The 15,334-nt window shown below is 59.3% G+C and carries 10 protein-coding genes; 3 read left to right on the forward strand and 7 right to left on the reverse strand.

What is annotated here, in order from left to right:
• Positions 1-317 precede the first annotated feature (317 nt).
• The 6 genes from HFP54_RS23175 to aroD all read right to left on the reverse strand — a co-directional run bounded on the left by HFP54_RS23175 (position 318) and on the right by aroD (position 10,881).
• Positions 318-2,882: an O-antigen ligase family protein gene (locus tag HFP54_RS23175; RefSeq protein WP_168566981.1), complete on the reverse strand. Its 2,565-nt coding sequence runs from the start codon at positions 2,880-2,882 to the stop codon at positions 318-320.
• A gap of 490 nt (positions 2,883-3,372) precedes the next feature.
• Positions 3,373-4,350 (reverse strand): GDP-mannose 4,6-dehydratase, encoded by a 978-nt coding sequence (locus tag HFP54_RS23180; protein ID WP_168566982.1) that lies wholly within the window; start codon positions 4,348-4,350, stop codon positions 3,373-3,375.
• Positions 4,351-4,543: 193 nt separating this feature from the next.
• Positions 4,544-5,095 carry a transcription termination/antitermination protein NusG gene (gene nusG, locus HFP54_RS23185; protein ID WP_146413498.1) on the reverse strand — a complete coding sequence of 184 codons (552 nt, stop codon included), beginning with the start codon at positions 5,093-5,095 and terminating at the stop codon, positions 4,544-4,546.
• Between the two features lie 762 nt (positions 5,096-5,857).
• Entirely contained in the window at positions 5,858-8,608 is a 2,751-nt protein-coding gene (locus tag HFP54_RS23190; protein ID WP_168566983.1) for a hypothetical protein, read from the reverse strand.
• Between the two features lie 189 nt (positions 8,609-8,797).
• The gene (locus tag HFP54_RS23195) at positions 8,798-9,235 is read right to left on the reverse strand and encodes a GNAT family N-acetyltransferase (protein ID WP_146414376.1); all 438 of its coding nucleotides are present in this window, start codon (positions 9,233-9,235) and stop codon (positions 8,798-8,800) included.
• A gap of 155 nt (positions 9,236-9,390) precedes the next feature.
• On the reverse strand, positions 9,391-10,881 hold the full coding sequence (aroD, locus tag HFP54_RS23200; RefSeq protein WP_146413496.1) for a type I 3-dehydroquinate dehydratase: 1,491 nt from the start codon (positions 10,879-10,881) through the stop codon (positions 9,391-9,393).
• Positions 10,882-11,200: 319 nt separating this feature from the next.
• Between aroD and HFP54_RS23205 the strand changes: the two genes are divergently transcribed.
• The 3 genes from HFP54_RS23205 (at position 11,201) to HFP54_RS23215 (ending at position 14,499) form a co-directional block, all read left to right on the forward strand.
• A complete protein-coding gene (locus HFP54_RS23205) occupies positions 11,201-12,382 on the forward strand; it encodes a BamB-related PQQ repeat family beta-propellar protein (RefSeq protein WP_168566984.1) in 1,182 nt (393 codons plus the stop codon).
• A gap of 166 nt (positions 12,383-12,548) precedes the next feature.
• Positions 12,549-13,865 (forward strand): coproporphyrinogen-III oxidase family protein, encoded by a 1,317-nt coding sequence (locus tag HFP54_RS23210; protein WP_146413494.1) that lies wholly within the window; start codon positions 12,549-12,551, stop codon positions 13,863-13,865.
• Between the two features lie 172 nt (positions 13,866-14,037).
• Positions 14,038-14,499: a glycine cleavage system protein H gene (locus HFP54_RS23215; protein ID WP_168567032.1), complete on the forward strand. Its 462-nt coding sequence runs from the start codon at positions 14,038-14,040 to the stop codon at positions 14,497-14,499.
• A gap of 147 nt (positions 14,500-14,646) precedes the next feature.
• Here the strand turns inward: HFP54_RS23215 and HFP54_RS23220 are convergent, their stop codons facing one another.
• Positions 14,647-15,048, reverse strand: coding sequence for a hypothetical protein (locus HFP54_RS23220; RefSeq protein WP_146413493.1), 402 nt, complete (start codon positions 15,046-15,048; stop codon positions 14,647-14,649).
• Positions 15,049-15,334 lie beyond the last annotated feature (286 nt).

The following is a 15,334-nucleotide window of genomic DNA, read 5'->3' on the forward strand; positions in this document are numbered from 1 at the left end:
GTCAAGCGTCCTTAGGACACTCGTAGATCTTCGAAACTCAGGAATCCTCGTCGATCAATGGTGGGATGGATCGGGTGCGGTAGGGCCCGAGAGAGATCAGATTGCCGGAGGCCCTCCCCTCGCCTAGGCTCGACCCTCCCGGAGGGAGGGTGAAGGATGTGGATGGCCCGGGCAGCTGGTGAGTTACTGGTCGATATGTCGCGGACGAGGTCGATGAGCGGGCCCGGCCGCTAACGCGTCACGGCTCACTGGGGGCACAAAGCCGTGTTGGCCCGGCCGCTGACGCGTCGCGGCGCAGGGGACATATCCGGCGTGGGTTATTCGGCCGATAGTTCGAGGGCGGCGATTTCGGTGATGAGGCGGTCGAAACGGGGGTCGGTTTCGCCGAAGCGGTCGCGGGCGACTCGGCTGACGTTACGCGCCTTGGCGGTCTCGCCTTGTTCCAATAGTCGCTGGGCGTACTGGTATCGCACGCTGGCGTTGCCCGGCACGAGATTGATGATCTGATCGTAAGTCTTATAAACACTATCGTGATCGCCCATCACGTAATCCAATTCCAAGCGATTCAACAGACACCGCACCTGGTCTTTTACTAATTCGCAGGAATCACAGTCGACCGAGTCGCGGATCGTCTGAACCGACCCGTCGCGGATCAGCGAATCCGACTTCAGGGCTTCGCGCGCCGTTAAATCGGCGATCGTTCGAAATGCCAATGGATCGTCAGGCAACACCTCCGCAATCGTCAACTGCGGCGTATCGACGATGTCACGGAACAACGTTCGGGCGTACTGCCAACGATCTTCGATCGCCTTGCGGAACGCTTGCTTAGCCAAATCATACTGACCTTGGTTGATCGCTTCGCGGCCTAGTGTCACTAGGCGAACCGGATCGGCTTGGTTGAACAGGATCAACTGCTCAACCGCGTCGGCCGCCTGGTCTTCGTCGCTGTGGGCGAAATCCAGGCGTGCGAATTGCCAGCGGGCGGTGCGGCTGAAGGGATTGGTCAGCAACAGGGATTGTGCATCTTCCAGCACCGGCTGATACAGTTCGGCCGACGATCGATTCCGTAGCCACAGCGGCTTGCTGGTGTCTTCATAGTCGGCCGGGCTGCGTGTCGTCGGGTCGGTCAGCGAGTAGAAGCTGGCTTGTTGTTCGCGGTTGACCGGCCCCGCCGCTTCGACTTCGCGGAACCGTGCCAATTGGACTCGGTACAACGCGCCGACTTGCAATAGATCGGAACTGGTGACCGGACCGAGACGATCAACGATGCGTTCGCTGAGCGCATCCAGTTGATCCACGTCGTATTTGACGGCTTCGAATTCCGCTTCGCCGGCACGGGCGATCCGTTGGTCGGTCGCCAACGATCGCAACACGCCGGTTGACCACAGCGTGGGAATGACCAACAACCCGGGCAGGACCCAGGATGCCACCATCACGTGTTTCTTTTCGAACAGGTTGGCCGGCTTCTTATCACGGGGTTGATCGGCAAACCGCTTGTCTTCGTCGGGCGTTGCCAAGTCCTGTTGGACGCCTCGGTTCAAGATGGCGGCGAAAAGGATGCAGACGAAGACACTGCAGGACGGGATGATCAGACCAAAGTCGAAGCACTGGCTGATCAGGATCGCTCCTAAGCAATACCAGCCGGCGATACGGATACCGTGGTCGATCGCGTCGGGCGAATCGGTCAGCAAGTAAAGCCCATAGATGGCAATGGCGTAGCCGGCGATCAGCAACAGGATCGACATCACGCCTTGTTCGGTGAACCATTCCAGCCAAAGGTTGTCGGCGTGTTTGAACCAGCCGCCTTTGGTCGTTTCTTGGTGTGGCAGGTAGGCGTGGCCGTAACTGCCCATTCCGGAACCGCCGGGGAAGTGGGCCATCGCGGTTCGCCATCCGTCGGGCCAATGATCCAGGCGTCCGTTGCGTAGAATCGTCGACTGATTGGCTTGGGTTTGAAAATCCATCCGCTCGATCGATTCCAGACTGAGGTCGGTGGGGACCGTCAGCACAACGACGCCCAGCACCGCGGTCAGCCCGACGACGAAGATGGTGGAGAATCCACGTCGCTGGCGGACCCAGCCGAAGGCCAGGATCAGGCCGATGATCGCGGCGACCACGCCACCACGAGATCCACCGATCAGCAGGCCGGTTCCGCAAAAGACGACGGCCAGGATTCCGATCAACGATGTTCGGTCGCCGATCAGAGCAAAGGCGTCGCTGAAGTCGAATTCCGGATCATCCAAGTCTTGCCCGGTCAATGCGGCGATCCGCCAAGCGAGCAGCCCGAAACCGCATCCGATCCCGAGGTTCAAGAACAGCGCGGCGTTGTTGCGGTTGATGAAGGTTCCGAAGCCCGCGTTGACGTCACCGGCGAAGCTCCACATTTCAAACCCGGGAATCAATCGCCGGCCGATCCCGATGGCGGCGACCGTCGCGGCGCTGGCGGCCAGGACCGACAACAGGATCGTCAGACGCATTCGCGTGTTGAAGACGACGGTCGCGGTCCAGAGGACGGTGGCCAGCATGCACAGCATCGCCAAGCCGTGGCGGGTGCGGTACTGGTCCACGGTGATCGGGAACAACGACGGCATGTCGTCGGCGGCAACGAAGGGTTCGATCCACTGGGTGTAAGCGGTTTGTGACCCGGGGCTGATTAGGCCAACAACGCTGGAGGGCAGCGGCACGGATTGAAAGAACGTGTATCCGATCCAGATGGCCAGCGGCAGCAGGAACAAGTGCTGACGGAGGCCTCGGGAATTGTCGCGACCGAAAAGGCTGGGGATCGCAAGCAGGAACGCGAGGAAGACCGCGAGTGCGGCGATCAATTGCGTCCAATACAGCACTCCGCCGAAGTCCAACGCCAGCAGTAGCGGAAGACTCATCAGAATCGTCGCGGAGGTCCAGGCGGTTAGGTAGCGGAAGAGGTGCAAGGTGGGTTTAGGGTTTTCGGGTAACGGGTTGGCCGGTGACGGGTGGGCCGGTGACGGGTGGGGACTGGGGGAGTCGGGGGCGGACGCTGCTCTCGCGGAGCGAAAGGCGACGATGTGAGCCGTTTGGGGCTAGCCGCGGGTTCGGGTGGTTGAGAGGTACGGCCCTCCCCTCGCTTAGGCTCGACCCTCCCGGAGGGAGGGTGAAGGAAGATGCGATTTACCCTCCTGCTTTGCGGGAGGGTCGGGATCGAGGGACGAGATTCCGGGGAGGGTGTTTCTGTGAGGAGCGGACGCTGCTTTCGCGGAGCGAAAGGCGACTTTGTGAGCCGCTTGGCGCTAGCCGCAGATTCGGGTTGTTGAGCGGTACGGCCCTCCCCTCGCTTAGGCTCGACCCTCCCGGAGGGAGGGTGAAGGATGTGGAGGGAGCGAAAGGCGACTTTGGTTAGGTGATTCTTTCGATTTCGCGTTTGACCATTAGTGCGGCCAGTTCGGGCAGTTGAGTTTGGGCGGTCCAGCCGAGTTGTTTTTCGGCTTTGGCGGGATTGCCGACCAGATTGGACACTTCGCTTGGACGCACATACTTGGCGTCGTGTTCCACATGGTCTTTCCAGTTCAGGCCGACCGAGTCGAATGCGAACGCTAGAAAGTCTTCGACGCTATGTTGCCGCCCGGTGGCGATGATGAAGTCGTCGGGCTGGTCTTGGCACAACATCCGGTGCATCGCGTCGACGTATTCCGGTGCGTAACCCCAGTCACGGCGTGAATCGATGGTGCCCAGCCGAAGCTTATCGCTGTGGCCGGCGTGGATCGCGGCGACGGCTCGCGCGATTTTGCGTGTCACGAATGATTCACCACGTCGCGGCGATTCGTGGTTGTAACAGATCGCGTTGCAAGCGAATAAACCGAACGATTCGCGATACAGTTGCACCATCTGGGTCGCAAACGTTTTTGCGACGCCGTAGGGCGTGACCGGCCGCATCGCGGTGGATTCGTCTTGCGGTGATTGATCGGGGCGACCAAAGATCTCACTGCTGCTGATGTGCAGAAACCGCGGCTGCTTGTCCAGATCGCGAAGGATCTCCAGGATCTTCAGTGTTCCCATCGCGGTGAACTGCGATGTCGTTTCGGGAATTTCAAAGCTGGTGCCGACGTGGCTCTGGCCGGCCAAGTGGTACATGTGATCCGGCTGGGTCTTGACCAGGATTCGCCGGATGGTGGTGGAATCGTTCAGATCGGCATAGTGCAGGAACAGCCGTTGGTTATAGATGTTCTTGTCGTGATACAGGTGATCGATTCGGCCTCGGGCGGTTGTGCTGCTGCGGCGGACGATCCCGTGGACCGTGTGGCCTTGCGAAAGCAAGCGTTCGGTCAGGTAGGAGCCGTCTTGACCGGTGATGCCGGTGATCAGGGAGGTGGTCAAGGAATGGTGGGTTGGGGGCGGACGCTACTTTCGCGGAGCGAAAGGCGACGATGCTCGACCCTCCCGGAGGGAGGGTGAAGGATATTGCGATTCACCCTCCTGCTTTGTGGGAGGGTCGGAGTCGAGGGACGAGATTCCGGGGAGGGTGGAAAAGTTTCTCGCTGCTTTCGCGGAGCGAAAGGCGACTTTGGGTTTAAATCGCTTCGACTTGGCAGTCTTCCAGGGCGACGCTGACGCCTTGTTCCATGAAGCGGACGGCGACCAGTAGGCGTGTTTCGCCTTCGCGGCGGACGACCGTGCCTTCGTATCCGGCGAACGCTCCGTTGCGGACACGAACGAGTTGGCCCGCTTCAATTTTGCTTTCCAGCGTCAGCGGCACATCCATCTCGATCAGATCATGGATCTGTCGCAGGTCGTGCACCAATTCCGCCGAGTCGGGAACTTCTGCGGCGGTCGAAACGCAACCGCTGCAGACGGCTTGGTATCGGGCTTCGTTGTCGCCCATGACGAACACGTAGTTCGTGAACAGGGGCAAGAACGAGGTTCGGATGCGTCCGGCCGGGGACCGGTACCGTTTCGGGATCAGCGGTCCGTAGTGTGGTACGTCATGCTTTCGCAGGTGACGCATCAATTGTTTTTCTTGCCGTGAATTGGTGTAAACCATCCACCACGGCTGTTCGGTGACTTCGTCCAGATCAAACAAGTTGTCTGGCAGTCGGTCGGGCTCGGCAGCAAGAATCGGCATGAGTGGCGGTCGTGCGTGTGTGAGCGTTTGGTGTTCGCCGGGAGCGAACGAGTGCACCTGTGGTGGCATCAAGCCTAGCAGGGTGGGGGAACCGGTTGAATCCGGATCATGTTTCGTCGGTCGGGGCGTTCGGTCGGCGCGGACTTCGTCCCCTTGGGTGACACCTCAGCCGTCCGATGCGGCTCTCTGATTTCACCAGCAAGTCTGTGCTTGTTGCCGGGTCGATCTCAAAATTTCATTGCCAAACTGATTCGATCGTTACCGGAACAACGCGTGAACCACTGGGTTTGTGCACACGCGTTGGCCATTTGGATCGACGGCCGGGGAAGATGTCCCTTGGGACCCGAACGGGTCGTTCAGATAAGCTTCATCCGCCGCGCCCTGTAGCTTGCCTTCGCATCCAGGCTTCCGCAAGGAACCGATTGGAGAATCTTCGATGAATGGACCGGCGATCGAGGGGCGGTAAGTAAGAAAGATCGCAAACCGAAAAACCGGCATTTTCTGAACGGTATATCTGGCAATCTTTGCTGCCGGAATCGACCGGATCAGTGCAACGCAGAAGCGCCCTCCCCTCGCTCAGGCTCGGCCCTCCCGGAGGGTGGGTGAAGGTATGAGGGCCCGGTCGCTGACGCGTCACGGCTCACAGAGGGTGGATGATTTAGTGAGCCGCTGGGCGCTAGCCGCGGGTTCGGTTTGTCGATGGGGTGCGACCCTCGCTCAGGCTCGCCCCTCCCGGAAGGAGGGCGAAGGAAGTTGGGGGCGTCAAGGTGAATCCGGGTAGCGGATGTCACCTTTGCGGACGCGGATTTGCCACTTTTTGAGGTCGTTTTGGCGTTTCGACTGGTTGGTCTCTGCAGCGTTGAAATAGGCGGTCGTGCCGGTGATCTGGCGAAGATTCTCTACGGCCAGAACGCGGACGGACATCGATGGCGAGTCGAGATTCCCGACCAAGCCCGCATCGGCGCCGGCCGCCAGCTGCTTGTTGGTCAGCCCGATCAGCAATTCCGTCAAAATCGGTTGGTCCGCCATTTCCATCCGCCCGATGGCGTCGAACACCGCCTGGGCGTGTTCCGGGCTGGTGTTGAGGTAATCCTGCAACGCTTCGAAATGACTTTGCCAATGCAGACGCTGACGCGGACGGTTCAAAAGCCCCGCGGATCCGAAGAACACGTCGGGGTGCCCGAGTGCCAGCAAGGTTTGGCCTGCCAAAGCGCCGACTTCGCTGCGGCGAAAGTCCAGAGCCTCACGAAGTTCCAGGAGCAAATCGTTCTCAGGTTCGATCAACGCCAGCAATCCGTCCTTGGCACTCTGTTGAACCGCAGTCAAGTTTTCACCTTCCAGCGTGAACCAGTCGGGTTTTTCCGTCGGCGCCTGTACCTTCGTCTTTCCGGACGAATCGACCAGCCACTGTGCCCCCTCCACGATCTGTTCGGTCTGTCCGACCTGGACCCACTGTCGCGTGGTCGCCGGTTCAGATTCCGCCAAATCGGCTTCCTCCGGTGCATCGGCCTGTGCGTCGTCGCTTGAATTGACGTCACCGGGATCAACGCCACCGTCATCGCCGGTGTCACCTTCGGCGTCGTCGTTTTCAATGGACTCTTCCGGCGTCGAATCCGTTAAGGCCGCTTTTTCAGTGGTGATCTCTATTGGGCCGACCAGCGAAGTGACTTCGATCGACCGCGAGACACTGTCGGGGGCCAGCGGCAATGCGCCCGGCGGTCTTTGGAATCGGCGGCGAATCGCAAACGTTGTCTCGGGCTCCGGTGCATCGACTTGAACCCGAAAATCACCGGACACGAAGGTGAAGCGACCGTTCGCTTCCGCCGTGGTCACCAACAACCCGCCACTTTGCAGCTGGATCGTCTCCGGCGACACCGCCGAAGGGGCCTGGCCCAGCGGCGGGTCGGCGATGCGGATCTCGGCGGGTCCAATGACACGGACCGTCAATTCGTCACGCGTCAGGATGGCGGGGCGATAAAGCGGTGCGGCGATCAGGTCGTCGCCGACGGCCAGCACATCGCCCCGTTTCAACAACTCGGTCGATTCGCCCGAAACGGCGACCAACAACTCCGACTCAGTCGCGACCACCGGACCGGGTAATTCGGTGTCTTCGGCTGGTGCCGCATCTTCGGCGGGCGAATCGGTTGGATCGTCGGACATCTCCGTCAACGCGGCCGGATCCGCTGGCCCGCCCGAGGCATTCGAATCAGCCATCGCCGACGAATCATCAGCGGGCAGGTCGGTGGCCAGGGTGTTTTGTGGGTTCGGGGTGGTCGCATCGTCCGTCGCAGCCATCACGGGATCGGCCGGATCCGCGATCGGGGATTCCGGCGTGGAGGCCGAGTCGGACGCGTCGTTTCCAGATTCCGAAGAAGTGGAGTCCGATGCGATCGTGTCGTTTGACGGCGAATCGGCGTCGCCGGGCGAAGTTGCCGATCCGTCGTCCGTGGTCTCAGCCACAGTCGGTTCATCGTCTGGGACGGCTGGCGAAGCGGCTTCTGGATCGGCTTCGTCTGCCGTCGTGTCATCGCCGGCTTCGTCCATCGCCCGCTCGGCGTCCGCGTCCCCATCCAATTCAGCCTCAGTATCCAGTTCAGTGTTCGAACCGGCGGACGTGTCCTGCGACTCCGTGGGCACAGCTGCCGGAGCGTCGCTGGGCAGCGAATCAGGTTCTGAATCCAACTCGGCGTCCGTGTCCTGCATGGCCGTTTCGCGATTCAGCACGGGTTCGAACGCTTTGGAGAAGACGAACAAAAACACCGCCGCCAAGCCCAACGTGACCAGCCACGGTGTGATTCGCGATGGTCGCACGGTGCCGCTGTAAAAATCACGGCCAATGGGTCGCGGCTTCGCGCCGGCCATCGCGGACGGCGTGTTGGCCGATGCGGTTCCCAGTGGGGCGTTGTCACGGATACGGGTCACGGCGGTGCGAACGCCCGAATCGTCGGGGCCGACCGGTGGTACCGCGTCCAACGTCGGGTCGTCGGGACCGGCCGCACCGACCGACTCCAACGATTCTTGGCTGCCCGACGATGGGGTGCCTGCCATTGGCGGCACATCGACATCGGAAAAACTGGTGACCGGCGGAACCTGGCTGACCGAAAATGCCGTCGCCGCACTGGCATCGACTTGATCGGGAAGACCCAGGACGTGCGCCCGCAAATCGGGATCGACCGTCGCCTTCTGGGCCAACGCGATGGTCAGGATTTGGTGACAGGCCGCCGCTTCGGCCAAGTGCTGATCGGATTCCAGGCAAAAACGCTCCGTCTCCGCGATCTGTTCCGGCGTCAGCGTGCTGTCCAGATATTCCGCGATCACGTTGGCGTCGTTGATCGGACCGATCGCCTCGGGGGACGGTGCCGACAGCTTTGGATCGGCGGTGCACGCGCGGATGCGTCGAACCAATTCAGCGGCAAAGGCGCTTTCCTGGACCTTCTGTTTCAGCGCCTCGCTGTCCTGCGGGTCCAGCGTGCTGTCCAGATAGGCCAACAACGTGCGAAGGGTCAAACGCATGATTCGGGCGTCGGTTCAAAGGCGGCGGACATCAAGCCCCGGCGGCCAGAGCATCGTGCGAGCCTCTGTGCCGCGGCGGGGACACCAGGGTTAGTGGCGCCCTGGCAATCGATCCGTGCGACCATCACGCAAGAATCTCGGAAAAACTCTCCGTGGGCAGCCGAATCCCCGCGACATATCGCGATCGATTCAGTCTTCTTCTTGCCACAGACGCGGTCGCAGCTGGCAGAACAGCGCCTTTTTCTGGTCCGGCAGCGAGTAATCGAATCCGCACGAACGCAAGAATGCTTCGGACGAACTGATCGCCAAGACTTCCATCACCCCCAGTTCACGGGCACGTTGCAAACACTCTTCGACCAAACGTCGACCGACACCGGTATTTCGGTGCTCGTGATGCACGGCCAAGCACTGCAATTCCGCCAGCTTGGGGCTATAGATTTCGACCGCAGAAAACCCGATCGGCTTGGGCGGACTGTCATCGACGATCAAGTCGGCGACGAACCCGTGTCGCGTCAGTTCGATGATCTCCGCTTCACTCCGCTGCAGCAACAAACGCTGGGAAACGTAGGGACGCAGCAGGGCGTGAATGGCGGCCGCGTCACTGGGCAACGCTTGTCGAATCTCGATCAACGCGGTCGAAGCCTCCTGTGCGTCAAAGCTATCGGTGCAAACTTGTGGAATCGTCGACGATGGAATGGCACCGATGTTCGGTGTGACGGTTCAGTGCGATTTCGGGTCAGGGCGATGTCGGTATTGCCGAGCGACACGCAATCAGGCCATGACTAGTTCAGCTGAACCGGGTTGGTCGCATCTTTGATCGTTTTGCGAATCACGTCCAGCGGAGCCTGCTTTCCGGTGAACAGTTTGTACTGGTATCCCATCTTGCGGACGTACATGTCGATCCCGGTGATGACGCGACATTTGATGTTCTTAGCGTGTTTGATCAACAGCGTTTGTTCGGGGTAGTACACCGTGTCAAACACCACCATCAACTCGTTCAGTTTGTCCGCGTTGAACGGGCTGTTGTCGACATCGGGGTGCATGCCGATTTCCGTGGCATTGACCAGCAAGTTGGCGCGAAAGTCATGCCGCATTTCCCATTCGACGACGCGACAACCGTGGGCCAAGCCGATCTCGTTGCCCTGTTCCATATCCTTCGTGGCAATTGTGACGTTGCATCCTTTGGACCGCAGGCCCCAAACGATCGCTTTGGCCAAACTGCCGGATCCCAAAACGGTGGCCGACATGCTTTGCATCGGCTTTTCCGCATCGGCGTGCAGTTCAAAGACTTCGCTGATACAGTCCATCGCCGCGCGGTAATCGGTGTTGTACCCGACCGCTCGTTCGTCATCGAACGCCATCGTGTTCAGCTCGCCGATACCCGCAACCGCGGCCTCGGCCTGGGTGCAATAATCGATCGAACGACCTTGGTGGGGCGGATCGATGCTCAGCCCGTTGATGCCGATTTCACGGGCGTGATCCATGAAGATGTGCAGGTCGTCTTCCGGCACCCGCAGTGGCAAGAAGCACGCATTGTGGCCTTCGCCGGCAAAAGCCTTGTTGTGAACCAGCGGGTCAAAACTTTCACCGACGGGATCTCCCAGCAAGCCGAACAACTGGGTGTCATCGTTGATCTGGTCGTACCGGTACACGTCCTGCATCTCTTTGAAGTGCAGCTGTCCCGGCGCGATCTTCTTGTCGGTGCTGAACGTGGCGTAGGTGAACGGTGCGCCGACGCGGTGGGCCAAGATCCGCGTTAACATTCCCATTTCACCCATACAGATGGCGATCGTCGGCACACTGGACTGTCGAGCCAAGTCCATCATGCGAACGTTGTCGCTGAACGTGTTGGCCATCGTCGCGATTTTGACGATGTCGGCATCCGCGGCGGCCATCGCGGCGTGCAAGTCTTCCAGGTTTTCCGGCGTGCCGTCAAAGTCGTGAAAGCTGATGATTCGCTTGGTGTTGCCATACCGCGGAATCTGGTCGGCGATGTCCGATTCGATGTCGACGTATTCGACACCGCTGGCGATGGCACTCCGCAAAACCATCGTGCGTTCTTCTTCGGACTTCAACCACCGCCCACCGTCGTCGCGTCGACGCGCGGTGATGACCACCGGGCCGGGGCGGTCGTCGATCAGACGCTTCAAATTCACGGCGCGGCCGATGTAATCCAGACGCAATTCGACCAGCTTGACGCCCTGTTCGACCAGGTGCTTGTGTTCCGCAATCATCCGGGCATGGCGGGCGCGACCGAGGGAAACACAAATCATAAAGCTGGGCGATGATAAAACGAGTGAGTCGGGAATCGCTGGACAAAAACGGACCGCTGGCCTGGCGGGAAAACGGCACGCACCCGATCGGCGGGGCCATCTATGATAAATGGCCTTCGGATTTTTCGTAGACCCGGCTGTGCGGACCCGTCGTATCAGGCTTTGGCGCGGCCATTGCAATCCAAAGGGGCGTTAAAACCGGATCGGCGTCAAAGTCGTCCCAAACCGACCGGTGATGCGGCAGAATTGATGCCGCAAATCAGTCGTCTGTCGGGGACAAACGCCGCAATTTTTCGAACCAATACTGGAACCAGTGCTCATGACATGCATCCGAACGCGTCCGTCGGCCGATCGGCCCGTTCGTTCTCGCCCCCCGGTTTTCCGCGTCGCCGCCTTGGCTGCATCGATGCTGGTGCTGGCGAATATGCCCGGTTCGGCGGTGGGGGCCGACGATGCCTGGACGACCGCGCGTGGCGACGTCCAGGGGACGGGGACCGTGGCCCAGACCTTACCGGCGGAACTGTCCGTTATTTGGGAACATGAAACCGGAGAAGCGATCGAATCAACGCCGGTCGTCGCCGACGGCCGCGTGTTCGTCGCCGACGTGATGGGCAAACTGACGGCGATTGATCTGCAGTCGGGAAAGCCGCTGTGGACGCATGATTACGAAACCGGCTTCAACGCTTCGCCCACGCTTTCCGGCGACCGTTTGGTCATCGGTGACATCGACGGCAACGTGTACGCGCTGAACGTGGCCGACGGATCGGAAATTTGGACCGCAGAGACTGACGGTACCATCGACGGCTGTGCGACCTTTTTCGAAGACGACGTTTTGGTGACCAGCCAAGACGGCTCGCTGTACCGGCTGAGCGGGAAAACCGGCGAACAAGTCTGGGTCTACGAAACGGGCGACCAGATCCGCTGCAGCCCCACCTTGGCGGGCACGCGGACGTTTCTGGGCGGTTGCGACGGGAATTTGCACGTCGTCGATGTCCGCAGCGGAAAAGCCGTCGGCGACTTGTTGCCTCTTGGTGGACCCACCGGCAGCACGGTGTCGGTGCGGGATCAACAAGCGGTGGTGGCGACGATGGAAGGCATGATCTTTGCATTCGATTGGCGTGACGGCACCATGATTTGGGAATACACCGACCCGGATCGTGCACAGGAGTATCGCAACAGCGCCGCGATGACCGATGACCTGGTGATCGTCAGCAGCAAGAACAAGAAAGTCGACGCGATTGATCGAAAAACGGGCCAGCATCGTTGGCGATATTCACTACGTCGCCACAGTGATGCGTCGCCCGTCGTCGCCGGCAATGACGTTTGGATCGCCGCCACTGATGGCCGCTTGGTTCGCTTGGACCTTCAGACCGGCCAAGAGAAATCCGTCACGGAGTTTCGCGGTGGGTTGTACGGATCGCCCGCGATCCTGTCCGATTCCATGATCATCGCCGATGACGATGGTGTGGTCCGGCGTCTGGGGCCCGCGCCCCAAAAATGACGCCTCGGCCGATCACGCCGTGCCACCGCCGTGATCAATGCCAATTGCGGAAAAGCCCGCCGGAACGACATTCTTTGCAAAGCGGCGCATCAATCGTGACGCCCTGGACCCTACAATTTCGGCGTAACCACCCACCGATCCGTTTTCCTGCCACCCGATACCGGATATGACTTCCGCGCCAAGCGACAAGAAGACCGAAGTTGGAAGCTATTTCATTTCCAACTACCCGCCCTACAGCCAGTGGAAATCAGATCAGTTGCCTGCGGTCGAAACGGCCCTGGACAACCCACCGACCGAAGACACGCCGCTGGGGTTGTACCTGCACATCCCGTTCTGTCGAAAACGCTGCAAGTTCTGTTACTTCAAAGTCTTCACCGACGTGAATGCCGCAGAAGTGCAGCGATACGTGGACGCATTGTGTGACGAAATTTCAATGGTCAGCCGTCGCGCCGTGATGGGTGATCGGCCGTTCCGATTCGTGTACTTTGGCGGCGGGACCCCCAGTTTTCTGTCACCCAAACAGCTGACCAAACTGGCCGACCGACTGCGTCAACACATCACTTGGGACGGGGCGGAAGAGGTCACCTTTGAATGTGAACCAGGAACCTTAAGCGAAACGAAGGTAAAGACGCTTCGCGAGGTCATGGGCGTCACACGCCTAAGTCTGGGGGTGGAAAACTTCACCGACGCCATTCTGGAAGAAAACGGACGAGCGCACCTTTCCAAACAGGTCTTTGCGGCTTGGGAATGGATCGAAGCGGCGGGGTTCAACAACGTCAACATCGACTTGATCGCCGGAATGGTGGGCGAAACTTGGGACAACTGGAAATTCAACGTCCAAAAGGCGCTGGAGATGTCACCAGAAAGTCTGACGATCTATCAGATGGAATTGCCGTACAACACGGTTTATAGCGCCGACATCCTGGGCAACCAAAGCGAAAGCCCCGTCGCCGACTGGGGCACCAAACGCGATTGGGTTCGGTATGCGTTCGATGAATTCACCGCGGCGGGTTATGCGGTCAGCAGCGCTTATACGTTGGTCAAAGACCCCCAAAAGGTCAACTTCAGCTACCGCGACAACCTGTGGAAGGGTGCCGATCTGTTGGCCACCGGCATCGCCAGTTTTGGCCATGCGTCCGGCGTGCATTATCAGAACCTTCCGCATATGGACCAGTATCTTTCGACCATTGAATCGGGCCAGTTGCCGCTGGGACGCGGGTTTGTTCCCACGGATCTTCAAAAGCTGATCCGCGAAATGATCTTGTTGCTCAAACGCGGTTATTTGGAACTGGATTACTTTCGCAACAAGTTTGACGTCGATGTGCTGGACCGCTGGCGTGATGTTTGGGACGGTTATGTCGAATCGGGGCTGGCAACGATTGGTGACGACCGAGTGGAATTGACCTCCGACGGGTTGTTGCAAGTTGATTCGATGTTGCCGGCATTCTTCGAACCGGAACATCAAAACGTCCGCTACACCTAACGATGCCTGTTGTCTTGATCGTCGGCTTTCCAATCCAGAAGGTGACGACGCCCCGGATTGATACAGAAAACTAGCCGCCCGTTTGCGCGGTGAACGATTCATCGCCCCAACTACTGATCCACACCGCCAATTCCGGATTGTTCCAGCATTGAATTCGACACTGACCTTCGCCATGGGCGATTACCAGGCCGAATTTCCGACCGATCGGCGGTATGTTGCCAACCATATGTGGGCGACAGGACCGAACGACGCCGGGACTGTGCGATTTGGCCTGACGGCGTATGCGGTTCGATTGTTGCAGGACGTCTATTTTCTGGACTGGACCTTTCAGCCCGGCCAAGCGGTGGGCCATCGTGCCGAAATCGGATCCATCGAAAGCAAGAAAGCCGAAAGTGATCTGTACGCGCCGATTGCCGGTGTGATGTCGGTCATCAATGACGCCGTGCTTGACGATCCGTCACAGATCAACGCGGATTGTTATGGCAATGGATGGCTATTTGAGATGCAATCAAGCGATGGCCAGATCGATTCGGTGGTGTCGGAGCATCTGATGTCGCCCGATGAGTATCTGGTGCACTTGGAAAAGGCGTGGGAAGTCGCCCAGCGGACGATCAAGGGGCAAGCGAATCTGTAGGTCTGGTTCGCCCAGCTACGTTTCTGTGTGCGCATAAAAAACGCCAGCGAAAGATGCCGCGGAGGGCACGTTCGCTGGCAATTTTTTTTCGATATCGTCTGGATGTGTGGGAATGCTTTTTGGGAAAGCGATCACCCAACGCCAAACTTAGCGAAGCAGTTTTTCCAACGCGTTCAGTGCGACGCGAGCTTCTTCGACGCTGCCGAGTTCATCGACAATCTTCTTGGCCTTGATCAGGCCGTCCATCGAAATGCCATCGACGCTCGCCGGGGCTGCCTTTGCGGCACGCTTGGTGCCACGAGTCGCAGTTGCCTTAGCCTTACGGCCGGCGGGTCGACCACGGCGGCTGGTACCGGCGGGACGGCCACGCTTTTTGGTGCCGGTCCCCTTCTTCATGTTCGACTTGATGGTGCTGATGAACGCAGTGGAGGTTTCAATGCCTTGTGCGGACAGGGCTTCTTGAACCTCTTTGGGCTTTGCGCCCGGATTCGCTTCGTAGTACTCACGAATCGCCGCGGACTTGTTCGGTCCTGCAGATTTCTTCGCCATAACGGCTCCCAATTCAGAATAGTTGGCCACGTGCGCTGCGACGGGACCAAGGGGGGAAGCCAACGTTGCGGATCCGGCCGATGGTCGTGTCACAGCAGTAACATGAATGGTAATGAACGTCATGTCATCACACATTCACATGGCAAAGCCTATGACAATATTTGGCCTTGTCAATCGCATCGGGACTGATCTTTGCAACCCCAACTATATGAAAGGAATCTGCAAACCCGCATTTCACTTCCTCGGATGATTCACAAAGCACCGCTGGAGTGGGGTAAAGCCGGGT

Source organism: Crateriforma spongiae (assembly GCF_012290005.1).
Classification (GTDB): domain Bacteria; phylum Planctomycetota; class Planctomycetia; order Pirellulales; family Pirellulaceae; genus Crateriforma; species Crateriforma spongiae.

Coding starts and splice junctions, on each gene's coding strand:
- HFP54_RS23175 (WP_168566981.1), bottom strand. CDS start 2,882: ATGAGTCTTCCGCTACTGCTGGCGTTGGACTTCGGCGGAGTGCTGTAT.
- nusG (WP_146413498.1), bottom strand. CDS start 5,095: ATGCCGATTCTTGCTGCCGAGCCCGACCGACTGCCAGACAACTTGTTT.
- HFP54_RS23190 (WP_168566983.1), bottom strand. CDS start 8,608: ATGCGTTTGACCCTTCGCACGTTGTTGGCCTATCTGGACAGCACGCTG.
- aroD (WP_146413496.1), bottom strand. CDS start 10,881: ATGATTTGTGTTTCCCTCGGTCGCGCCCGCCATGCCCGGATGATTGCG.
- HFP54_RS23205 (WP_168566984.1), top strand. CDS start 11,201: ATGACATGCATCCGAACGCGTCCGTCGGCCGATCGGCCCGTTCGTTCT.
- HFP54_RS23210 (WP_146413494.1), top strand. CDS start 12,549: ATGACTTCCGCGCCAAGCGACAAGAAGACCGAAGTTGGAAGCTATTTC.
- HFP54_RS23215 (WP_168567032.1), top strand. CDS start 14,038: ATGGGCGATTACCAGGCCGAATTTCCGACCGATCGGCGGTATGTTGCC.
- HFP54_RS23220 (WP_146413493.1), bottom strand. CDS start 15,048: ATGGCGAAGAAATCTGCAGGACCGAACAAGTCCGCGGCGATTCGTGAG.